This window comes from Streptomyces verrucosisporus, from assembly GCF_017114865.1.
Classification (GTDB): domain Bacteria; phylum Actinomycetota; class Actinomycetes; order Streptomycetales; family Streptomycetaceae; genus Streptomyces; species Streptomyces fenghuangensis.
Genome location: NZ_JADEYH010000024.1, coordinates 47,216 through 67,198, shown reverse-complemented (window position 1 = coordinate 67,198; position 19,983 = coordinate 47,216). Strand labels below are relative to the sequence as shown.

Here is a 19,983-nt window from a genome sequence, read left to right as displayed (position 1 = left end):
TTCCATGGTGGATAGCCTTGACCGGAACATGTCTCGGTGATTCGATTTCCGGAATCGTTCCGGAACGATCAGTGTGTGCGTCCCTCCAGTCCTCTCCCGTCCATGAACTGCGGAGATCGAACAATGAGAAGGCCCGACACCGGTCCACAGGCCCCCGAGAACGCCAGCCGGCGGACGTTCCTCGGACTGATTCCGCTGACCGCGGCAGCCACCGCCGTACCCGCCGCCGCCTCACCCCCGGCCGCCGCCGCGGACCGGGGCGGACACGGGGGAGGATTCGACGCCTACGTCTCCTTCTCCCGCCGGGCAGGGAGCTCCCCTCTCGTCGCGGACGGCCGCGCCGCACCGATCGTGGTCAGCGGCGGCGACCACCCCGGCGTGCTGAGGGCGGCGGAGGACCTGCGCAGGGACATCGGGCGCGTCACCGGTGTCGAGCCGGCCCTCAAGCGGGGCGATGCCCCGCCGCGGCGCGCCGAGGTCGTGATCGTCGGCACCATCGGGAGGAGCCCGCTGATCGACCGGCTCGTCGCGGACGGCAGGCTGGACGTCTCCGGCATCGCGGGGAAGTGGGAGACCACCGTCGAGCAGGTGGTGGAGAATCCGGCGCCGGGGGTGCGCCGCGCCTTCGTCATCGCCGGCAGCGACCAGCGCGGCACGATCTTCGGCGTCTACGAGACCACTCGCCAGATGGGCGTCTCCCCCTGGCACTTCTGGGACGACGTGCCGCCGCGCCGCCACGACGAGCTGCACGTGCTGCCCGGCCGCCACACCCAGGGCACCCCGGCCGTGAAGTACCGCGGCTTCTTCGTCAACGACGAGAACCCGGTGCTGGGCACCTGGGCGCCGGAGTACTTCGGCCCCGGCCACGCCCCCGGCTTCCCCAACGGCTTCAACAAGGAGTTCTACGCCAAGGTCTTCGAGACCCTCCTGCGGCTCAAGGCCAACTACCTGTGGCCGGCCGTGTGGGGCCGGGCCTTCGCCGAGGACGACCCGGCCAACCACGCCACCGCCAAGGAGTACGGCATCGTGATGGGCACCTCGCACGAGGCCCCCATGATGCGCGGCATCGAGGAGTGGAACCGCCACGCCACCCCCGCCGAACGCGACGCCGAGGGAAACATCACCAAGCCCGGCAGCGACCCCTACGGCGGCACCGGCGAGTGGAGCTTCCGCCGCAACCGGCAGGCGATCGAGGCGTACTGGGCCGACGGCGTCCGCCGCATGGTGGAGGAGGACTTCGAGGGAGTGGTCACCCTCGGCATGCGCGGCAACGGCGACGTCAGCCTGCCCGACGGCGACGGCATCGACCTGATGCGGTCCATCCTCGACAGCCAGCGCGAGATCCTGGCCGAGGCCACCGGCAGGGAGGACGTCACCGGCATCCCGCAGGTGCAGACCCTCTACAAGGAGGTCCAGCGCTACTGGGACAAGGGACTGCGCCCGCCGGAGGACGTCACCGTCGTCTTCTGCGACGACAACTGGGGCAACATGCGCAAGCTCCCGGACCAGTCGCTCCCGAAGCGCGCCGGCGGCTACGGCATGTACTACCACTTCGACTACGTCGGAGTCGGCCGCAACTACAAGTGGGTCGACACCGTCAACCTCGTCAGCACCTGGGAGCAGCTCCACCTGACCCACACCTACGGCGTGGACCGCCTGTGGGTGGTCAACGTGGGCGACCTGAAGGCCGAGGAGCTGCCCACGCAGTTCTTCCTCGACTACGCCTGGGCCCCGGAGCGCTGGCCCCTGGAGAGGCTCCACGAGTGGGGGCGCGGCTACGTCGCCCAGAGCTTCGGCCCCGAGCACGCCGACGAGATCGCCTCGATCCTGCACACCTACGGCGTCCTGCAGGCCCGCCGCAAACCCGAGCTGCTCAACCGCCGTATCACCCTGGACCCGGCCAAGGACCTGGCGAAGGACGAGGAGGCGGTGGTCCACGACGACCAGGCCAGTCCCTACCACCTCAACCACTACGGCGAGACGGCCCGGGTCACCGAGGAGTGGCGCCGGCTCGCCAGGCGAGCGGAGAAGGCCGGCCGCAGGCTCCCCGAGGAGGACCGGGACGCCTACTACCAGCTCGTGCTCTACCAGGTGAAGGCCACCGCCAACCTCTACGAGCTGCGCGAGGCGGAGTTCACCAACCTCCTCTACGCCGGGCAGGGCCGCGCCGCCGCCAACCGCTACGCCGATCTCACCGACGAGCGCTTCGCCGACGACCGGGCGATGTCGGACCACTACAACAACATCCTGGCCGGCGGAAAGTGGAAGGGGTTCCAGACCCAGCCGAAGATCGGCTACGGGGACGTGGAGCGCTACGGGCCCGACGCGCCCTGGCAGCAGCCCCAGACACCCGACCACGTCGCGCTGCCCGACGAGGTCTTCCCGGCGGTCAGGCGCATCGAACTGCCCGACCGCGCGGAGATGGGCGTGGGCATCGACGGATCCGACCTGTGGTGGCCCGAGGCGGACGCGGAGGCGGTGCTGCCCGCCTTCAGCCCGTACCAGAACTACCCCGAGCAGTACATCGAGGTCTTCAACCGCGGCAGCAGGCCCTTCGACTACCGCATCACCGCGGCCGAGCCCTGGGTGCGGATCAGTCACGCGCGCGGACGGGTCGGGGAGCAGGTGCGCGCCACCGTGCGCGTCGACTGGAGGAGGGCCCCCAAGGGCGTCACCAGGGTGCCCATCACCGTCCGCGGCCCCGGCGGCGCCACCGTGGAGGTCCAGGCCGTCGTCGAGAACCACTCGATGCCGCGGCGGGGGCCGAGGGGCTTCGTCGAGGCGGACGGGCACGTCTCCATGGAGGCCGCGCACCACTCCCGGGCCGTCGAGACCGCGGGTGTCCGCTGGAAGCGCCTGCCGGACATCGGGCGGGCGGAGGACGGGATGGAGCCCTACCCCGTCACCGCCCCCAGCCGGGAGCCGGGCGGCCGGGGGCCGCGCCTGGAGTACGAGATGACGCTCACCACGGCCGGCGAGGCCGACGTGTGGGTGTATCTCTCGCCGCGCAACAACGTCCTTCCGACGGAAGGCCTGCGGTACGCCGTCTCGATCGACGACGCCGAACCGCGGACGGTGAACGTCACCACCGCCACCGGAGCCGACGACACCTACATGAACAGGCGGTGGGCGAGGAACACCTCCGACAACGTCAACCGCACCGTCACCCGGCACACGGTGGACCGGCCGGGCGCCCACGTCCTGAAGCTGTGGATGGTCGACCCGACGGTCGTCGTGCACCGGATCGTGGTGGACACCGGCGGTCTGCGGCCGAGCTACCTGGGGCCGCCGGAGAGTTGGAGAGCCGGCCGCTGACGGGCGGCGGCGCCGGGCACCGGGACGAGCCTGCCGGACGGCCCGCGAGAGGCCGCCCGGCAGGCTCCGTTCCCGCCCGTGTCAGCCGCTTCGCCCGGGGCGCCCCTCCGGGGAGGGGCGCCCCGGACCGTCCACGCGGTACGTGGTCCGCCTCCGGGGAAGCGGGCCGGGCTGCGGCGGGGGCACGGGCCGGCGGGGCAGGGCGTGCCGGGGCTGGGTGAGGGTGATCTGCCCCACCAGCTGGTGGAAGCAGGCCAGAGCGGTGATCGGGGGCAGGCCCGCGGCCGCCACCCCGGTCAGGGTCTTGGGGGCATGGGCCACACACAGGACCACCGCCACGGCCGAGAAGAGGATCACCACCGCCCAGGAGTGCCGGACCCGGCGCCGCAGCACGGTGGCGCGCAGGATCGACAGGGAACCGGTGAGCCAGGGCCCGTAGATCAGCAGGGGCCACCACCGGGCCAGGTCGGCCGGCACGGCGGGACCGGCCAGCAGGCGCAGGGGGTCGTAGGAGACCAGCCCGCCCAGGACGCTGACCATCGCCACGATGCCGGCGGTCAGCGCGGCCACGGCGTAGCTGAACACATGCAGCAGTGACAGCTCCGGCCGGTGCGGCGCCTGGCGCCTGCGCCGGTGGCGGCGTTCGGCGGCCGAGCGCCCCGCTCGCCGGGTGGGAACGCCGCCGCCGCCGGAGCGGCCGGCCTCTTCCGTGTCCCCTGCGTCGAAGCGGCGCAGCACCCGGGTGGCCTCGTCCGCGGACGGTTCCGTCGCTGTGTGAGTGCTGCCGCCGGGGTGCTCGGGGGAGGCGGGCCGGGCACGGGGCGGATCCTGCTCCCGGCCGTGGGGCCGGTGCGGTGCGTGGCCGGAGTCCTGCAGCAGCTTGGCGAGTTCGGCCTCGAAGTCCCAGGACGGTTCGAGGACGTCCACGTCGGGCGGGGCGGGGGCCCTCTGCTCCGGCACGAACCACGGGTCGAAGTCCGGATGGACACCGGTGCGGTACCACTCGGGGTCCGGACCCGGGGGCGTGCCGTACGGATCGAAGTGCGGGCCCTGGTCACTCACGACGGCTCGATCCGGGAAGGCGGGTCGCGGGCGTGGAAAGCGGATCTGGTGGAGTCACGTCCACAACAACGAAGGCGGGACCCGACCGGATGACCGGCATTCGGGTGAGGTCTCAATTCATACGATCACGGTGAATTACCTTCCTTTCGGTCCGGCGGCTCCGATGGAAGCGGATCTGGTCCATACCTTGACTGGTATATACCAAGGCGCTTGAGTGTTCCCGGTCAACCCCCCATCCCGGAAGGGAAGTCCACGTGCTGAGAAGACGCCTCACGGCGGGTCTCGCCGCCTCCGCCCTCGCGGGCGCCCTGGCGGTCACCATCCCCGCGACCACCGCCTCCGCCGCCGAATGCGCGACCCCGTGGAACTCCTCGGCGGTCTACCTCGGCGGGGCGGCCGTCTCCCACGGCGGCCACAACTGGACCGCCCGCTGGTGGACCCGGAACGAGGCGCCGCCCGGCACCTCCGGCGTCTGGAGCGACCAGGGCGCCTGCGGCGGCGCCACGACGCCGCCGCCCACGGACCCGGATCCGTCCGGATTCGTGGTCGGCGAGGCGCAGTTCAACTCGATGTTCCCGAACCGGAACCCCTTCTACACCTACCAGGGACTGAAGGCGGCCCTGAGCGCCTACCCGGCCTTCGCGGGAACCGGCAGCGACACGGTGAGGAGGCGGGAGGCCGCCGCCTTCCTCGCCAACGTCGGCCACGAGACCGGCGGACTGGTCCACATCGTGGAGCAGAACACCGCCAACTACCCGCACTACTGCGACAGCGGCAGGCCCTACGGCTGCCCGGCAGGCCAGGCCGCCTACTACGGGCGCGGCCCGATCCAGCTCAGCTGGAACTTCAACTACAAGGCGGCGGGCGACGCGCTGGGCGTCGACCTGCTGCGCGACCCCCACCTGGTGGAGCGGGACGCGGCGGTCGCCTGGAAGACCGCGCTGTGGTACTGGAACACCCAGAGCGGCCCGGGCACCATGACCCCGCACGACGCGATGGTCGGCGGGCACGGCTTCGGCGAGACCATCCGCAGCATCAACGGCTCTCTGGAGTGCGGCGGGCGCAATCCCGCGCAGGTGCAGAGCCGGATCGACGACTACCGGCGGTTCGTCCAGATCCTGGGCACCACCCCGGGCGACAACCTGAGCTGCTGAAAAGGGAGTTGGCGCAGAAAACCGTTGCGCAGCCGCCCGCGCCGCCGCCCGCCGCTTCCGCGGCGGGCGGCGGCGCGGGTCTTTCGCGGACGGCCTTCACAGGAAGGATCCTTCCTACCTCTACCCGCGGACGTGTCCGGCCGGAATACTGCCGGGCCATGACGCTCACGGACGAACGCATCACAGCCGAACGGCTCGAGGAACTGCTCGCCGACGACGCCATCGACATGGCGCACCGGGCCCTGTGGCTGCTGCTGTGGGAGGGGGACCTACGGGTGCTGGACCTGCTCTCCCTGGAGATCCAGGACGTGGATCTGCGGGCGAGGCGGGTGACCGGGGTGTGCGGCCGGGCGGTGCCCGAGGGCGAGGGGGACATCAGCGAGCGGGCGGCCGGACTGCTGCGCGAGGTGGTCGGCGACCGGGAGAGCGGCCCGCTGCTCGCCACGGGGAACCGCGCGCTGGGCTGGGAGCAGGTGATGCTGACCGCGGGGGAACAGGGCCATGCCATCCACGAGTTCCGCGCGGGCGGCAGGCTCCACCGCCGGGGGGAGCCGGCGGACTCCGAGTAGACACGGCCGCCGTACCGCACGAGCGGTGGGCGCGGCCGCGGCCGGGTGGAGCGGGGAACGCAGCCGTGCGGCGGACGCGGAGCCCCGGGAACTGCGGAAACCGATGAGAAGGGGTGTGGGGACGGCACTGGGGGAAACCCGTACAGCCGTGTCAGCACGCAAGCGATACGCCGTGGCCGCGTCGGGCCGGTGGACCGACGAGGAGGACGGCGTCCGGCTGCCCGCGGGCGAGGTGCACGCCTGGGAACAGGGCGTGAACCAGACCGTGTGCGGGCTGTCCCTCAGCCGCTCCCGGCTCGACCGCTTCCCGCATGTGACGTGGACCGACGTCATTCCCGAGTCGGGCGGCGCGGCCGACCGGGTGCGGCGGCTGTGCCCGCGGTGCGCCTCGGTCGCGGGGCGCAGAGGGGCCGACGCGCGCCCCCGGTGGCGGCGTACGAACCCCAGGCCGTGACACGGGCGACCCCGGCGGGGGCGCGAGGCCTGCTTCCGGACCGGTGACGAGGAGGAGCCGAATGAGTGATGCCATGGACCAGGCCGCCGAGACGGTGGGCCGGGTCACCGGCGCGGACGAGTACTCCGAGGAGGGGGAGGTCTCCCTGCGCGGACTCGCCACGCTGGCGGGTGTCTACGCGACCGGTGCGGGGGTGTTCGCCTGGCGCATGAGGGCGTCGGGCCGGCAGCTGCCCGAGCGGATCCCCCCGCTGGACCTGTTCCTGATGGGAGTCGCCACCTACCGCAGCTCCCGGCTGCTCACCAAGGACAAGGTCACCAGCTTCCTGAGGGCCCCCTTCACCCGCCGCACCGGCAGTCTCCACGGCGCCGAGGTCATGGACGTGCCCCGCGGACACGGCCTGCACCGGTCCGTGGGAGAACTGCTGGCCTGCCCCTTCTGCGTGGCGGTGTGGATCGCCGGCGGTCTGACGGCGGGCTACGCCACGGCTCCGCGCGCCACCCGCCTGGTCACCTCCTGCCTGAGCAGCGTGGCCCTGTCCGACTGGCTGCAGTACGCCTGGAGCCTGACCCAGCAGAAGGCCGAGGGCGAGGGCTGAGGGACCATGGCAGGACCGCCGCCCGGGCGGGGATCCGGACCGGGGCAGGCCCCGGGGGAGGGGCCGCGGGCGCCTGTGGAACTGGCCGTGCTGGTGGGCCTCCAGGGATCGGGGAAGACGACCTTCCGCGCCCGTTGCCTCCCCGCCGGGTACACCGTGGTCAGCAAGGACCTCTTCCCGCGCTCCGCCCGGCACCGGCAGCGGCGCCAGATGCGCCTGGTGGAGGAGGCGCTGGAGCGGGGGTGGCCGGTGGTCGTGGACAACACCAACCCCTCGCCTCTGGAGTGGGCTCCCCTGATCGCCGCGGGCCGCGCGTACGGGGCGCGGGTGGTGGCGTACTGGTTCCCGCCGGACGTGCCGAACGCCCTGGCACGCAACGCCGCGCGCCAGGGCAGGGAACGCGTGCCCGAGGCGGGATTCTTCGACACCCTCCGGCGGTTGCGCGAACCCCGCCGGTCGGACGGCTTCGACGCGGTGCGGGAGGTGCGGACCGACGGCCGCGGCGGGTTCGACGTACGGGACGCGCCGGACGTACCGCCGGGGGAGGAGGGCCGAGGGGGCTGACGGCCCGGCGGCCGGGGCCCGGTCAGCCGGGCTGGCGCACGTTCGCGACGACGAAGCCGCTGCGCGGGCGGGAGGGAACATGGCGCAGCGGGATCCGCGGATCCCGCTCGGGCACCTCGTACTCCAGCAGGGGCGGCCGCAGCAGGGGCGGCCGCGCCGACGAGGCCGTCACCCGCGCCCGGCGCCCTCGTCGTCGGCCTCCCGGGACTCCTCCCCGGCGCTCTTCCGAGAGCTCTCCTCCTCCGCCGAGGCGTCCCGGTCGACGACCCCGGCCGGGTCCTCGCCCACCACCGACCTGCCCGGCCGGGCGTGAGCCGGGCCCGCGGGCTGCCCGCCGCCGGTGGTGCCGTAGCTTCCGGAGAGGCCCGGCGGCATGTCCGCGTCGGCCTCCTCCCTGCTGATGTGGCGCCTGGCCCGCACATTGGCCCGGCGCTCGCCGTAGGGATAGTCGAACGGGCGGGCCTCGCCGCGTTCGCGCTCGGCCTCCCGGATCTCCCCGACCCTGTCGTCGTCCGGGGTCCACTTCGACGGGGTGTCCCCGCCCGTGTTCCCGTCGGTGTCCTTTTCGTCTGCCATGCCGGGTGCGTACCCCCTCGGGGTGCGGGCATGCGCCGTGCCGCCGGGGGTACCACGGCCGCACGGTGACGCGGGAGAGGGGAGCGGAAGTGGCCGGGACGGACGCGGGAGGGGGCGCGGGCGGTGCGCCGGGACCGGAACGGGCCCGCCACCGCCCGGAGGCGGGGGACGGCGTGCCGCAGGGCCGGTTGTCCGCCCGGCCCTCCGTCTCCCCGCCCCCGGTGTTCGCGCTCGAAGCCGGGGAGGGGGCCGCGGGCACCCACCGGCTGGAGGGGCGGGCGCTGCTGCGTGTTCCGCCGCCCTCGGGAGCGGGGGCGGCAGAGAGGCCGTACTGGCTGGTGGTGGTGCTGCACGAGGAGGGGGGAACGGCGAAGCGGGCACTGACCTGGCTGCTCCCGCAGGCCGGGTCCGGCCGGCTGTTGCTGCTCGCGCCCCAGGCGGCCGGCTCCACCTGGGATGTCGCCGACGGCCCGGACGTGGCCCGGCTGGACGCCGCGCTGCACGGTGTCTTCCGGCGCTTCCCCGTGGACCCGGCGGGGGTGGCGGTGGCGGGCTTCTCCGACGGAGCCTCCTGTGCGCTCTCGCTGGGGTCGGCCAACGGGGACCTGTTCGGTGCGGTGCTGGCCTTCTCCCCGGGGCCCATGGCGCCGACGGTCCACCACGGGCGCCCCCGGATCTTCGTCTCCCACGGCCGGGAGGACCCCGTCCTGCCGGCCGGCGCGTGCAGCCGCCGCCTCGTCCCGCAACTGGTGCGGTCCGGTTACGCGGTCACCTACCGGGAGTTCGGCGGCGGCCACGAGGTGCCGCCGGAACTGGCCACGGAGGCGCTGCGCTGGTGGGTGGACGGCCCGCGGCCCGCCGCACGGCGGTGACCGGCGGGTGGGAGCATGGCGCGAGTGCCGCTGCCGTACCGCACCCGGAGGTGACCGATGGAGTCCCGCTCGCTGGCGGTGTTCGACCTGGACGGAACGCTCGCCGATGTCCGGCACCGCCTGCACTTCCTCGACGGGCGCCGCGACTGGGACGCCTTCTTCGCCGCCGCCCCCGACGACCCGCCGCTGGCCGAGGGCGTCGAACTGGCCCTGGCCGCCGCCGGGGAGCACGAGATCGCGTATGTGACCGGGAGACCGGAGCGGTGCCGCCGCGACACCCTGCGGTGGCTGGACCGGCACGGCCTGCCGGACGGGCCGCTGCTGATGCGCGGCGGAGGGGACCGCCGCCCGGCCCGCGTCGCCAAGCCCGAACTGCTGCGGAGTCTGGCGAGGGAGCGCACCGTCGCCCTGGTGGTCGACGACGACCACCAGGTCTGCGACGCCTACGGGGCGGACGGTTTCACGGTGGTGCGGGCAGGGTGGATGACGGCCGAGCCCGTTCTGGAGGAGGCCCAGGAGGACGAGGGGCGCACCTGAGGCGCCCCACCGGCCGGCTACCCGTCGCCGCGGCGGTACCGCACCGCGCGGACGGCGACGAAACCCACGACGGCCACGACGATGACGGCCACCACGGCCTTGGAGTACACCGAGACATAGCCCGACACCGCGTGCCAGTTCTCCCCGAGCGCGTACCCGGTCAGCACGAAGAGGGTGTTCCACAGCAGGCTGCCGAGCGTGGTCAGCGTCAGGAACGTCGTCGCCGGCATGCGCTCGACGCCGGCGGGCACCGAGATCAGGCTGCGGAAGACCGGGACCATCCGCCCGAAGAAGACCGCCTTGGTGCCGTGCCTGGCGAACCACGCCTCGGTCCTCTCGATGTCCGAGGGCTTCAGCAGCGGGATCCTCCGCGCGACGGCCAGGGTCCGCTCCCGGCCCAGCAGCGATCCCGCCCAGTACAGCAGGAGCGCCCCGGCCACCGAGCCGATCGTGGTCCACAGCAGAGCGGCGAAGAGGCTCATGTCGCCACGGCTGGCGGTGAAGCCGGCCAGCGGCAGGATCACCTCGCTCGGCAGCGGGGGGAAGAGGTTCTCCAGGGCGATGGCCAGGCCCGCCCCGGGGGCGCCGAGGGTCTCCATCAGGCCGGTCGCCCAGTTCACCAGGCCGTCGCTCTGCTGTGCTGCGGACATGTCTCTCCTTGTGCGGCCCGGTGCTGTGGGGTGGGCACGGACGGTGTGAGAACGGCTACCCGGCCCTTTCGGGGCGAACCGCCCGGCGGAGGCGGGAGGACCGGAGCGGTGAGTCCGGACATCACCGGACATGGCATATGTCACGCGCTCGTATCGCGGGCATTTCTTGACCGTGAACCAAGTCGCGGCCCAATAATTCGGCTTGTCTTACAAATAGGACCCGAGAGGCAGCCGTGACACAGAGCACGTCCCGAGGCGACGACGCCGACTGGTGGCGGGAGGCCGTCGTCTACCAGATATACGTGCCCAGCTTCGCCGACGCCGACGGGGACGGCATGGGCGACCTGAGGGGGGCCGCCGACCGCCTCGGCCACGTCGCCGAACTGGGCGCGGACGCGGTGTGGCTCACTCCCTTCTACCGCTCTCCCTGGGCCGACGGCGGCTACGACGTCAGCGACTACCGCGACGTCGACCCCCGCCACGGCACCCTGGGGGACTTCCGCGAGCTCCTGGAAAGGGCCCACGCCCTGGGCCTGAGGGTCATCGTCGACATCGTCCCCAACCACTGCTCCGGCGAGCACCCCTGGTTCGCCGAGGCGCTGGCCTCCCCGCCAGGCTCGCCCGCCCGCGACCGCTTCGTCTTCATGGACGGCCGCGGCCCGGACGGCGGCGAGCCGCCCTCGGACTGGCAGTCCAAGTTCGGCGGCGGGGTGTGGACCCGAGTGCCGGACGGCCAGTGGTACATGCACATCTTCGCCGCCGAGCAGCCCGACCTGAACTGGGAGAACCCCGAGGTCGCGGCCGAGTTCGAGAGCATCCTGCGGTTCTGGCTGGATCTGGGCGTCGACGGTTTCCGCATCGACGTGGCACACGGCATGCGCAAGGACCTCGCCCCGCCGCTGCGCGACACCAACGGATCGGACTCCGCCCCCCTCAACGCGCCGCCCGAAGGGCACGACCACCCCTTCTGGGACCGCGACGAGGTCCACGACATCCACCGGGCCTGGCGGAAGATCCTCGACGAGTACACCCCGGCCCGGATAGCCGTCGCCGAGGCGGGCGTCAGCCAGGCGCGGCTGCCGCTGTACACCCGGCCCGACGAACTCCACCAGGCGTTCAACTTCCCCTATCTGCGCTGCCCCTGGGACGCCGGTGCCTACCGCGAGGTCATCGACTCCTCGCTGGAGGGCGCCCGCTCGGTCGGCTCGCTGCCCACCTGGGTGCTGTCCAACCACGACGTGGTGCGCCATCTCAGCCGCCACGCCCTGCCCGCCGGCACCGACACCGTCGCCTGGCTGATGTCGGACGGTCGCGAGCCCGCCGCCGACCAGGAGACGGGCCGCCGCCGGGCCCGCGCCGCCGCCCTGCTCACCCTGGCGCTGCCCGGCACCGCCTATCTCTACCAGGGCGAGGAACTGGGCCTGCCGGAGGTGGCCGACCTGCCGCGCGAGGCGCTGCGCGACCCGATGTGGGAGCGGACCGGGAACGCCCGCAAGGGCCGCGACGGCTGCCGCGTACCGCTGCCCTGGGAGCGTTCGGGCCCCTCCTGCGGGTTCGGCCCGGGCGGGAGCTGGCTGCCGCAGCCCGACGGCTGGGGCGAGTACTCGGTGGAGGCCCAGACCGGCCGGCCGGACTCCTTCCTGGAGCTGTACCGGGCGGCCCTGAAGACCCGCCGCTCCTTCACCGGGGACGAGAGCTTCACCTGGCTGCCGGCCCGGGACGGTGAGCTGGCCTTCCGCAAGGGCGCCCTGGAGTGCCGGGTCAACCTCTCCGGCACCCCGCTGCCACTGCCGCCGTCCGAGGCCGGGCCGCTGCTGGCCAGCGGCGCGTGCGACGGGCGGACGCTGCCGCCGGACACCGCCGTCTGGCTGGACACCCAGCCGCGCTGACCCCGGGCCCCGCCTGCCGGGGTGCCACCGGGCCCTTCCGGCCCGCGTCCCCGGCGGACGCGGGCCGGAAGGGCCCGGCCCCTTTGCGGACCGGGTGGGGCTGTTGTCCGTGCGGTGGGCCGGGATCCGCAGTCCGGGCATCAGCCGCGAAGGGGCGCGGGGTGGCACGGTGGGCCTTCGTGAACGGCTCCGTGCTGCCGTCGCCGCGTCCGCCCCGGTCTCCGTCCCGAAACCGTGCCGACCGACACCGTTGCGCAGGTGCAACCGCGCCGACTATGTTCTGAACGTGTTCAGTGAACGTGTTCAAACGACTCGCGCCGAACGGAAACGGCGGACCACCACCCGCATCGTCGAGGCCGCCGGAAGACTCTTCCAGGAGCGTGGCTTCCAGGGCACGACGGTCCGGCAGATCGCCGCGGAGGCGGATGTTTCCGTGGGTGCCGTCATGGCGGTGGGGGACAAGGAGTCCCTGTTGGGCCTTGTCTACGACCAGGCCATCGCCGCCCGCGTCCCCGCGCCGCCGGCGGCGGAGTCCGCAGCCTCCGCGGTCGACTACCTGGCCCATTACTTCGACCCGTTCCTCGATCTGTTCACCGAGAACGACGAACTCGCGCGCTCGTACTTCCGGGCCCTGACCCGAGGCCGACCCGAGAACGCGGCCCTCGGCGGGCTGCGCACGCTGACCGAGGACAACCTCACCGCCGCGATGGTGAGGGCGGGGATGCCCGCCTCCCGCGCCCGGCATGGCGCACAGGTGATGTTCACCAGCTACCTGGGCGAGCTGATGCTGCTTGCCGCGAGATCCACCGACCGGCAGCAGGCGGCAGCCGGGATCCGGCGCACCGCCGAATTCGTCACCGTGTGCGCAGGGGAGGGCCGATGACGCTGTCCGAACTCCCGTCTCCCGTCTGGCCGGTCCTGATCCCGCTCGGGGTACAGGTGGGTGACGCCGCGATGATGCTCCGTCCACCGGGGTTCGTCGTCGACTGCCTGGACGGCGTACGGTTCCCGCGCGACTGGTGGTGGGTGCTGATCACCTTCAAGGCGGCTTCCGTGGCTGGTCTCGTCGTCGGGCTCCGGGTGCCCGGGGTCGCCATGACGACCACTGCCGCGATCGTTGTCTACTTCCTGGCGGCCGCCGCATCCCACATTCGCGCGCGAGCCCTGGACTCCGCGTTCCGGGTCAACTGCCTGGGCATGCTGCTGCTGTCCCTGGCTGTGCTCATGGTGAGCTTCGTGCGCCTGTGACTCACCACGGGCGCTGTCGTCGTGACAGTGCCGGGATCGCCCTCAAACACGAAGCCGCAGGGGCCTCCATCGGTGGTTTCCGCGTTCGCCACAGGGGCCCTGGAGCCGTGCGGAACCGTGCCTCAAGGTCCCGACGGCCCTGTTCGGCCTCCAGCGCCGGCTCAGGAGGAAGCGTGTCCGCGCAGCCGCGGACCGTGGTGCAGCCGGCGGAGCTCGAAACCGCGCTCCGCCGCCAGACGCTCCCGGATCCCGTCAATCGTGTGCTTCTGCCTCCTCGGCGCCGCCGGGTCCTCGCGCGGCATCGCGCCGATGAAGCCCTTGACCGGCTTCCGGGCGCACGGCGGAAACACCGCCGTGCGTCAGCGGCCCGTCCCGCTCCGCGTCCGCACCAGCGCCTCGACGCCGTCCAGCAGGCGCTCCAGGCCGAAGGCGAAGTCGTCGTCGGGACCCTCCGTGCCGTCCATGGCCCCCGAGGCGAGGAGCGCGGTGACGGCCGGGAAGCGCTCGGGGTCGGTCAGTCTGTCCAGTAGCCGGGTGTAGGAGGCCATCGTCTCGGCCGTGCTCCGGCCCGATGCCCTGGCGGCGGCCTCGATGTCCGCCATCAGGGTCGCCTCGTTCCGGACGAAGCCGCTGACCAGCAGGATGACCTGCACCTTCTCGCCCTCTTCCAGCCCGGTGCCGCGCAGGCAGGCCAGGCCCCGCTCCATCCAGGCGACCGAGTTGGGCGTGGTGGGCGGCGAGCTGACCGGGATGCGGAGCATCCACAGGTTGCGGTGCAGCACCTCCCGGTGGGAGCGGGCCCAGTGCGCGAGCGCGGCCCGCCAGCCCTCCTCCTCCGGCGCGGGGCCCTGCGGAGGCGGCCCCGAGGCGGTGTCCTCCATGAGGATCAGGAGCTCCTCCTTGGAGGCCACGTACCGGTACAGCGACATCGTGGAGACGCCGAGGGCGGTGGCGACCCGGGCCATGGAGACCGCCGCGATCCCCTCGGCGGCGGCGAGTTCGGTCGCGGCGCCGACGATCCGGGACACGCTCAGCCCCGGGCGGGGCCCCTTGCCGGGGCGTTCGCGCAGACCCCAGGCGGTCTCCACGCCGGGAGGCAGGCCGTCGCCGCTGTCCTTCGCCATCTTGTCGTGCCCGCCCTCGCCGCTGTGGTGCTCTCCGTCCGGTTGACCGCCATCCTAGGGATGTGTATACCCTACGCAATAGCGTGTATGTCATACGCAGAAGCGTGCCCGGGGCGCGCGGGACAAGAGGGGGGGCCGTCATGGCCGACGAACCGGTGGTCGAGGCGACCGGCCTGGAGAAGTCCTACGGCCGGGTGAGAGTCCTGGCCGGAGTGGATCTGGAGGTGGCGCGCGGCAGCGTGTTCGCGCTGCTGGGGCCCAACGGGGCCGGCAAGACCACCACCGTGCGCATCCTGTCCACGCTGGTGCGCCCCGACGCGGGCCGGGCCCGCGTCGCGGGCTTCGACACGGTGCGCGACCGGCGCGAGGTGCGCCGCCGCATCAGCCTCACCGGCCAGTACGCGGCGCTGGACGAGCAGCAGACCGGCGAGGAGAACCTCCGCATGATGGGCCGGCTGTGCGGGCTGACACGGCGCCGGGCCCGCGAGCGCGCCGGGGAACTGCTGGAGCGGTTCGATCTCACCGGCGCCGCCGGTCGCAGGGCCGGCGCGTACTCGGGCGGGATGCGCCGCCGCCTGGACGTCGCGGCGGGACTCGTGGTGAGCCCCGAGGTCGTCTTCCTCGACGAGCCGACGACCGGGTTCGACCCGCGCAGCCGCCAGGCCATGTGGGAACTCGTCGCCGGCCTGGCGGCCGCCGGCACCACGGTCTTCCTCACCACCCAGTACCTGGAGGAGGCCGACCGGCTCGCCGGCCGCATCGCACTCCTCGACGCGGGCCGGGTGGTCGCCGAAGGCACCGCCGCCGATCTCAAGAGGCGGGTGGCCGGACGGCGTCTGGACCTCACACTCACCGACGCCGCCGCCTACGGGCGCACCGCGGATCTGCTCGGCGGGCGCGCCGTGCACCGCGAACCGGACCGGCTGCTCCTGGGAGTGCCCACCGACGGGAGCGCGGCGCGGGTGCGGGCGCTGCTGGACGAGATCGATCCGGACCGGGACGCGGTGGCCCGGTTCACCGTGCACGAGGCCACCCTCGACGACGTCTTCCTGGCGCTCACCGGCCGGGCCGCCACCCCCGCCGCCCCCGCCCACAAGGAGCCCGCCCGTGTCTGACCTCACGGCCCCCCGCGCCGCCGTGCCCGGGGCCCCGGCCCGCGCCCTGAGGCACTGCCTGGTCATGGCCGCCCGCTGCACACGGCTGTCCATGCGCAACACCGACGCCCTGCTCACCTCGCTGATACTGCCGGTGATGCTGATGCTGGTGTTCGTCTACTTCTTCGGAGGGGCGATCGACACCGGTACCCGGTACATCACCTACGTCGTCCCCGGAGTGCTGGTGCTGTGCGCCGGCTACGGGGCCGCGGCGACGGCCGTCGGTGTCGCGGGCGACATGGCCGAGGGCGTCGTCGACCGCTTCCGCTCCCTGGACGTCGGCGGTACCTCCGTGCTGGCCGGGCACGTGGCGGCCAGTGCCGCGCGCAACGCCGCCGCGACGGCCGTGGTGCTCGCCGTCGCCTTCGCCATCGGCTTCCGGCCGGAGGCCGACGCGGCCGGCTGGGCGGCCGCCGCGGGACTCCTGGCCGCCTACCTGCTGGCCCTGTCCTGGCTGTCCGCCGCGGTCGGCCTGCTCGCGAAATCCACCGAGGCCGCGAGCGGCTTCACCTTCCTGGTGCTGTTCCTGCCCTACCCGAGCAGCGCCTTCGTCCCCGTGGAGACCATGCCGGGCTGGCTCCACGGCTTCGCCGGGCACCAGCCCGTCACCCCGCTCATCGAGTCGCTGCGGGGACTGCTGCTGGGGCAGCCGGTCGGCGGCGCGCCCTGGCGGGCGCTGGCCTGGTGCGCCGGGATCCTCGCCGTCTCCGTCGCGGCCTCCGGGGCGCTCTTCCGCCGCCGCACGGCGTGAGAACCGGGCGGGCCCGGCTTCCCGGGCCCGCCCGGCAGCGGGGTGGGGGAGGGGCTCAGAAGTCGCCCCCGCCGAAGCCGCCCCCGAAGCCCCCGCCTCCGAAGCCTCCACCGAAGCCGCCTCCGTCTCCGCCGCCGAAGTCCCCGCCGTTCTCGCCGCCGTAACCCCAGCCGGGCCCGTAGCCGTAGCCCCAGCCGCCCATGCTGCTGCCCAGGACCGTTCCGAAGAGCAGGCCCGGCAGCAGCATCGAGCCGTAGCCGCCGTAGTAGCCGCCCATCCACGGACCGTAGGCCGGGCCCGCGTCCCAGTAGGGCACCCGCTCACCGGTCGCCGTCGGCACGGTCCGCACCGCCGGGTCCAGGCCGTCGTCGAGCCGGGCGGCATCGGCCGCGCAGACCGGCACCTCGCGGGGCGAGCCGTCCGGGGGCGCCCACTCCACATCGCGCACCGACGGCCCGTGCCGGGGGTCGAAGAAGCACGGCGGCCGCCGCTGGGGCAGATCCCGGCCCTCCTGCCGGGCGTCCAGCACCGCCAGGGCGAACCGGCCGTCCTCCAGGGCCTCGGACACCGCCCGTACGTCACCGGGGCGGCGGGCGGCGTCCGAGGCGTCCTTGGCCTTCTCGTACGCATCCAGGGCCCGCCGGTAGTCGTCGAGCATCTCCGGGGTGACACCGGGGGCGGAGGGGGAGAAGTCGAGCCGGTCCAGGGCCTCGCCGTAGGAGGTGATGTCCTCCTGGACCGCCGCCCGCACCTGCTCCAGTTCGGCGCGCTCCTCCTCCTGCCGCCGCTTGCGCGAGCGCCGCGTCAGGAACAGGCCGCCGAGCGCGAGCACCGCCAGCACGGCCAGGAATCCCACCAGGACGCCGGCGCCGCCGGTACCGCCGGTGGTGTCCCGGTCGCCGTAACCGCCCGTACCGCCGTCGGCGCGCGCGGCCGACCGCACGTCGGTGACGAAGCCGCCGAGGATCCGGTCCGGCTCGCCGGTGTGCTCCCGCAGGTTGCGCTGGGCCAGCTCGCCGGCCGTCGAACCGGCCAGCACGCCCGCGTCCGAGGCCGCGCCGAACTGCGAGCCCAGCGCGACGGCGTACACGCCGGGGCGTCCCACCTCCGAGCGCAGCCGGTCGAAGACGGCGTCGCCGCCGTAGGAGGGGTCGTCGGGCAGGACGGCGATGTAGACGGGGACGTCGCCGGCCCGGATCTGCTCGGTGAGGCGGTCGGCCTCGGACTCGGAGAGCTTGTCGGAGGCGGCCGGATCGACGTAGACCGGGTCGTCCCGCAGCGCGGCGGCGACCTCGTCGAGGTCGGTGGCCGCCCGGGCGGCGCCCGCGGGGGTGAGGAGGGCGGTGGCGAGGGCGAGCAGGACGGCCCAGAGCAGAGTCGCCCGCCGCCCCCGGAGTATGTGGGAGATGGGGCGGTTTGTCCTCATGGTGTCCCGCTACCCAGCCGTCGCCCGGCCACCCGGGAACGCCGGGAAAAGTCCGCTCGGGCATGGGAGCGGGTACCGGTGCGCGGGAACATCCCAGAGTGGTTTACGGTTGAACCAGATGCGGGTGCCGTCGGACGCGAGAGCGCCTCTTGCCCCGGGCGCCGCCCTCCGGGCACCCGCCTCCCGGCCGGCCCCGGTCGAGTTCTCCCCCGTCTCGACCGGGGCCCTCCCTCCTCAGGCGGGCGCTCGGGAACCGGGAGCCGCCGGAACGCGCCCGTACCATGGAGGACGCCCCGGACGCCCCGGACGTTCCGGAGCGGGAGCCCCGCCCGGTCCTCCTCCACCCCCGCACGGACCCAAGCTCTGCACGGAGGCCGCGTTGTCCTCGATCTCGATCGGAACCGCCCGCCACTTCCAGCCCGCGGGGACCCCTGGGGACGTCTGCCGCGACCACAACCGCGCCGCCCTGGCCACCGTGGTGGCCGCCGAGGCGCGCCGCAGGGGACACGGGCCCGGCCTGAGCGACGAGCAGATCGACGAGTGCGCCGAGGCCGCCGGGCGCAAGTCCCCCTCGCCCGCCTCCCGGAAGGCGATCCGGGCGGCCCTCGGGCCGCCGATCACCGCCGAGGACGCACCGGAGACCGTGGCGGCGGCCGTCTTCGACGCACTGCCCTCCAACCCGGTGCGGGTGATCGGGCGTGACGGCCGGGAGTTCTTCCTGGTGCCACTCCCGGCCACCGCCTGACGACAGTGCCCGGCGCTCCCCGGGCTCCGTTCCCCGGGAGCGGTCCGGGCGGGCCGGGGTCACTCGGGCCGGTGCTGCGCCTCGCCCGGCTCTCTCCAGTCCAGGACCTCACGGGTCTCGCGCAGTATTCGCTCGGCCGCCTCGCGTGTCTCGGTGGGTACGTCCCCGAGTTCCTCCAGCAGACCCTCGTAGATCGGCGGGTGCTCGGTCCGGGTCGCGGTGGTCGCCATGGTGCGGATCCTCTCTCTCGTGTCACGGGTGCCGTGAGCGACCCGTGGTGCGGCCGTTCGCCGCGCCCCAGATCGTTTCACGTGCCGGTCGCGCGCCCGCCGCCGCGCCCGCGATCCGGGCACACCCGCCGCGGTGCGCGTCCAGCCGCGGCGCGGCCGCGGACCAGCGGGCGGCTACCCGTGGCGGCGGCGGTCATGCCCCGGGCCGGGGAGACCTGCGCCACCCGCCGCGGCGGCGATGAGTTCCCCGCACCGCGCCGGTCTCCACATACGCGCGCCCGTACGGCGCCGCGCGAACCGGCGCACCCGGGAGAGGAAGGAACGCGAGATGACCGCGATGCCCGATCTGGAGCCCCCGGCCCGGCGCATGGCCCTGGTGCTGGAGAGCGTCGACGACGAGCGGCTCTTTGCGCCGACCCCGTGCGAGGAGAGCACCGTCGGCGACCTGATCCACCATGTGCTCGGCCTGAGCGTCGCCTTCCGGGACGCCGCCCGCAAGGACCTGGGGCCCGCCACCCGGACCGACCCCTCCGCCTCCCGGCCCTCGGCCGCGCTGCTGCCCTCCGACTGGCGCGACGCCGTACCCCGCGCCCTGGACGGACTCGTCGGGGCATGGCGGGAACCAGCGGCGTGGGAGGGGACCACCCAGGCGGGCGGCGTCACACTGCCGGCCGCGGTGGCCGGGCGAGTCGCCCTGAACGAACTCCTCATCCACGGCTGGGACATCGCCCGCGCCACCGGCCAGGATTACGACTGCGACGAGGCGAGCCTGCGGGTCTCGGTCGACCTGCTGTCACAGTCCACGGAGGAGGCGGAGAGGGCGGGCGTGTTCGGCCCCGTCGTGGAGGTCCCCGACGGCTCCCCGCTGCTGGACCGCGCCGTCGGCCTCAGCGGCAGGGAGCCCTCATGGAAACCCGGGACCGCTTCCGGGCGTCTGGGCTAGCATCGAGGGCGGCCACGGGCAGACGGGGCCGCAGGGGAGCGAACCGCGGGAGGGGGCGCAGGTGTCGTACGACAGGCGCTCGGACCGGGTGCGCGCCCCCCGTGCGGTGCTGCGCCGCACCG

Annotated in this window: 22 protein-coding genes; 15 read left to right on the top strand and 7 right to left on the bottom strand. The window is 73.7% G+C overall.

The window, feature by feature from the left end:
- Window positions 1-123: 123 nt before the first annotated feature.
- Complete coding sequence (locus IQ279_RS22135) at window positions 124-3,315, top strand: glycosyl hydrolase 115 family protein (RefSeq protein WP_206350771.1); 3,192 nt, start codon at window positions 124-126, stop codon at window positions 3,313-3,315.
- Window positions 3,316-3,396: 81 nt separating this feature from the next.
- Here the strand turns inward: IQ279_RS22135 and IQ279_RS28685 are convergent, their stop codons facing one another.
- Window positions 3,397-4,377 (bottom strand): DUF2637 domain-containing protein, encoded by a 981-nt coding sequence (locus IQ279_RS28685; RefSeq protein WP_307792478.1) that lies wholly within the window; start codon window positions 4,375-4,377, stop codon window positions 3,397-3,399.
- 257 nt (window positions 4,378-4,634) lie between these two features.
- Between IQ279_RS28685 and IQ279_RS22125 the strand changes: the two genes are divergently transcribed.
- The 5 genes from IQ279_RS22125 (at window position 4,635) to IQ279_RS22105 (ending at window position 7,716) form a co-directional block, all read left to right on the top strand.
- Window positions 4,635-5,531, top strand: a complete 897-nt coding sequence (locus tag IQ279_RS22125; protein WP_241028546.1) for a glycoside hydrolase family 19 protein — start codon at window positions 4,635-4,637, stop codon at window positions 5,529-5,531.
- A 158-nt stretch (window positions 5,532-5,689) separates the two neighbouring features.
- Complete coding sequence (locus tag IQ279_RS22120; RefSeq protein ID WP_206350768.1) at window positions 5,690-6,100, top strand: site-specific integrase; 411 nt, start codon at window positions 5,690-5,692, stop codon at window positions 6,098-6,100.
- 148 nt (window positions 6,101-6,248) lie between these two features.
- Window positions 6,249-6,554, top strand: coding sequence for a hypothetical protein (locus tag IQ279_RS22115; RefSeq protein ID WP_206350766.1), 306 nt, complete (start codon window positions 6,249-6,251; stop codon window positions 6,552-6,554).
- A 61-nt stretch (window positions 6,555-6,615) separates the two neighbouring features.
- Window positions 6,616-7,152: a DUF1360 domain-containing protein gene (locus IQ279_RS22110; RefSeq protein ID WP_241028535.1), complete on the top strand. Its 537-nt coding sequence runs from the start codon at window positions 6,616-6,618 to the stop codon at window positions 7,150-7,152.
- A gap of 75 nt (window positions 7,153-7,227) precedes the next feature.
- Window positions 7,228-7,716, top strand: coding sequence for an AAA family ATPase (locus IQ279_RS22105; RefSeq protein ID WP_307792477.1), 489 nt, complete (start codon window positions 7,228-7,230; stop codon window positions 7,714-7,716).
- A gap of 22 nt (window positions 7,717-7,738) precedes the next feature.
- On the opposite strand, the gene IQ279_RS22100 is transcribed toward IQ279_RS22105, so the two are convergent.
- Window positions 7,739-7,888, bottom strand: coding sequence for a hypothetical protein (locus IQ279_RS22100; RefSeq protein WP_206350763.1), 150 nt, complete (start codon window positions 7,886-7,888; stop codon window positions 7,739-7,741).
- A complete protein-coding gene (locus tag IQ279_RS22095; RefSeq protein ID WP_206350810.1) occupies window positions 7,885-8,292 on the bottom strand; it encodes a hypothetical protein in 408 nt (135 codons plus the stop codon). The genes IQ279_RS22100 and IQ279_RS22095 overlap by 4 nt, the downstream gene beginning before the upstream one ends.
- 89 nt (window positions 8,293-8,381) lie before the next feature.
- Between IQ279_RS22095 and IQ279_RS28680 the strand changes: the two genes are divergently transcribed.
- Both IQ279_RS28680 and IQ279_RS22085 read left to right on the top strand, forming a co-directional pair.
- Window positions 8,382-9,164 carry an alpha/beta hydrolase gene (locus tag IQ279_RS28680; protein WP_206350762.1) on the top strand — a complete coding sequence of 261 codons (783 nt, stop codon included), beginning with the start codon at window positions 8,382-8,384 and terminating at the stop codon, window positions 9,162-9,164.
- Between the two features lie 57 nt (window positions 9,165-9,221).
- Entirely contained in the window at window positions 9,222-9,701 is a 480-nt protein-coding gene (locus IQ279_RS22085) for a phosphatase domain-containing protein (RefSeq protein WP_206350761.1), read from the top strand.
- A gap of 17 nt (window positions 9,702-9,718) precedes the next feature.
- Here IQ279_RS22085 and IQ279_RS22080 read toward each other — a convergent pair whose 3' ends face one another.
- Window positions 9,719-10,351, bottom strand: a complete 633-nt coding sequence (locus IQ279_RS22080; protein ID WP_206350760.1) for a DedA family protein — start codon at window positions 10,349-10,351, stop codon at window positions 9,719-9,721.
- 233 nt (window positions 10,352-10,584) lie between these two features.
- Here IQ279_RS22080 and IQ279_RS22075 point away from each other — a divergent pair, with 233 nt between their 5' ends.
- The 3 genes from IQ279_RS22075 to IQ279_RS22065 all read left to right on the top strand — a co-directional run bounded on the left by IQ279_RS22075 (window position 10,585) and on the right by IQ279_RS22065 (window position 13,488).
- On the top strand, window positions 10,585-12,240 hold the full coding sequence (locus IQ279_RS22075; RefSeq protein ID WP_307792476.1) for a glycoside hydrolase family 13 protein: 1,656 nt from the start codon (window positions 10,585-10,587) through the stop codon (window positions 12,238-12,240).
- A gap of 286 nt (window positions 12,241-12,526) precedes the next feature.
- The gene (locus IQ279_RS22070) at window positions 12,527-13,123 is read left to right on the top strand and encodes a TetR/AcrR family transcriptional regulator (RefSeq protein WP_307792475.1); all 597 of its coding nucleotides are present in this window, start codon (window positions 12,527-12,529) and stop codon (window positions 13,121-13,123) included.
- Window positions 13,120-13,488 carry a DoxX family protein gene (locus tag IQ279_RS22065; protein WP_206350759.1) on the top strand — a complete coding sequence of 123 codons (369 nt, stop codon included), beginning with the start codon at window positions 13,120-13,122 and terminating at the stop codon, window positions 13,486-13,488. Before IQ279_RS22070 ends, IQ279_RS22065 begins: the two co-directional genes overlap by 4 nt.
- A gap of 359 nt (window positions 13,489-13,847) precedes the next feature.
- Here IQ279_RS22065 and IQ279_RS22060 read toward each other — a convergent pair whose 3' ends face one another.
- A complete protein-coding gene (locus tag IQ279_RS22060) occupies window positions 13,848-14,612 on the bottom strand; it encodes a TetR/AcrR family transcriptional regulator (RefSeq protein ID WP_206350758.1) in 765 nt (254 codons plus the stop codon).
- Window positions 14,613-14,752: 140 nt separating this feature from the next.
- Between IQ279_RS22060 and IQ279_RS22055 the strand changes: the two genes are divergently transcribed.
- Both IQ279_RS22055 and IQ279_RS22050 read left to right on the top strand, forming a co-directional pair.
- Window positions 14,753-15,727 carry an ATP-binding cassette domain-containing protein gene (locus IQ279_RS22055; protein ID WP_206350756.1) on the top strand — a complete coding sequence of 325 codons (975 nt, stop codon included), beginning with the start codon at window positions 14,753-14,755 and terminating at the stop codon, window positions 15,725-15,727.
- Between the two features lie 64 nt (window positions 15,728-15,791).
- Entirely contained in the window at window positions 15,792-16,517 is a 726-nt protein-coding gene (locus IQ279_RS22050; protein ID WP_206350804.1) for an ABC transporter permease, read from the top strand.
- Window positions 16,518-16,572: 55 nt separating this feature from the next.
- Here the strand turns inward: IQ279_RS22050 and IQ279_RS22045 are convergent, their stop codons facing one another.
- A complete protein-coding gene (locus IQ279_RS22045; protein WP_206350755.1) occupies window positions 16,573-17,943 on the bottom strand; it encodes a hypothetical protein in 1,371 nt (456 codons plus the stop codon).
- A gap of 379 nt (window positions 17,944-18,322) precedes the next feature.
- Between IQ279_RS22045 and IQ279_RS22040 the strand changes: the two genes are divergently transcribed.
- Window positions 18,323-18,688: a hypothetical protein gene (locus IQ279_RS22040; RefSeq protein ID WP_241028534.1), complete on the top strand. Its 366-nt coding sequence runs from the start codon at window positions 18,323-18,325 to the stop codon at window positions 18,686-18,688.
- Window positions 18,689-18,747: 59 nt separating this feature from the next.
- Here IQ279_RS22040 and IQ279_RS22035 read toward each other — a convergent pair whose 3' ends face one another.
- The gene (locus IQ279_RS22035; protein WP_206350754.1) at window positions 18,748-18,918 is read right to left on the bottom strand and encodes a hypothetical protein; all 171 of its coding nucleotides are present in this window, start codon (window positions 18,916-18,918) and stop codon (window positions 18,748-18,750) included.
- Between the two features lie 328 nt (window positions 18,919-19,246).
- Between IQ279_RS22035 and IQ279_RS22030 the strand changes: the two genes are divergently transcribed.
- Window positions 19,247-19,861, top strand: a complete 615-nt coding sequence (locus IQ279_RS22030) for a TIGR03086 family metal-binding protein (protein ID WP_206350753.1) — start codon at window positions 19,247-19,249, stop codon at window positions 19,859-19,861.
- Window positions 19,862-19,983: the final 122 nt, after the last annotated feature.

What these genes read in the sequence shown, in the direction of transcription:
- IQ279_RS22135 (WP_206350771.1), top strand. Translation starts at nt 124, where the DNA reads ATGAGAAGGCCCGACACCGGTCCACAGGCCCCCGAGAACGCCAGCCGG.
- IQ279_RS22120 (WP_206350768.1), top strand. Translation starts at nt 5,690, where the DNA reads ATGACGCTCACGGACGAACGCATCACAGCCGAACGGCTCGAGGAACTG.
- IQ279_RS22110 (WP_241028535.1), top strand. Translation starts at nt 6,616, where the DNA reads ATGAGTGATGCCATGGACCAGGCCGCCGAGACGGTGGGCCGGGTCACC.
- IQ279_RS22095 (WP_206350810.1), bottom strand. Translation starts at nt 8,292, where the DNA reads ATGGCAGACGAAAAGGACACCGACGGGAACACGGGCGGGGACACCCCG.
- IQ279_RS22085 (WP_206350761.1), top strand. Translation starts at nt 9,222, where the DNA reads ATGGAGTCCCGCTCGCTGGCGGTGTTCGACCTGGACGGAACGCTCGCC.
- IQ279_RS22080 (WP_206350760.1), bottom strand. Translation starts at nt 10,351, where the DNA reads ATGTCCGCAGCACAGCAGAGCGACGGCCTGGTGAACTGGGCGACCGGC.
- IQ279_RS22065 (WP_206350759.1), top strand. Translation starts at nt 13,120, where the DNA reads ATGACGCTGTCCGAACTCCCGTCTCCCGTCTGGCCGGTCCTGATCCCG.
- IQ279_RS22060 (WP_206350758.1), bottom strand. Translation starts at nt 14,612, where the DNA reads ATGGCGAAGGACAGCGGCGACGGCCTGCCTCCCGGCGTGGAGACCGCC.
- IQ279_RS22055 (WP_206350756.1), top strand. Translation starts at nt 14,753, where the DNA reads ATGGCCGACGAACCGGTGGTCGAGGCGACCGGCCTGGAGAAGTCCTAC.
- IQ279_RS22050 (WP_206350804.1), top strand. Translation starts at nt 15,792, where the DNA reads ATGGCCGCCCGCTGCACACGGCTGTCCATGCGCAACACCGACGCCCTG.
- IQ279_RS22045 (WP_206350755.1), bottom strand. Translation starts at nt 17,943, where the DNA reads ATGAGGACAAACCGCCCCATCTCCCACATACTCCGGGGGCGGCGGGCG.
- IQ279_RS22035 (WP_206350754.1), bottom strand. Translation starts at nt 18,918, where the DNA reads ATGGCGACCACCGCGACCCGGACCGAGCACCCGCCGATCTACGAGGGT.
- IQ279_RS22030 (WP_206350753.1), top strand. Translation starts at nt 19,247, where the DNA reads ATGACCGCGATGCCCGATCTGGAGCCCCCGGCCCGGCGCATGGCCCTG.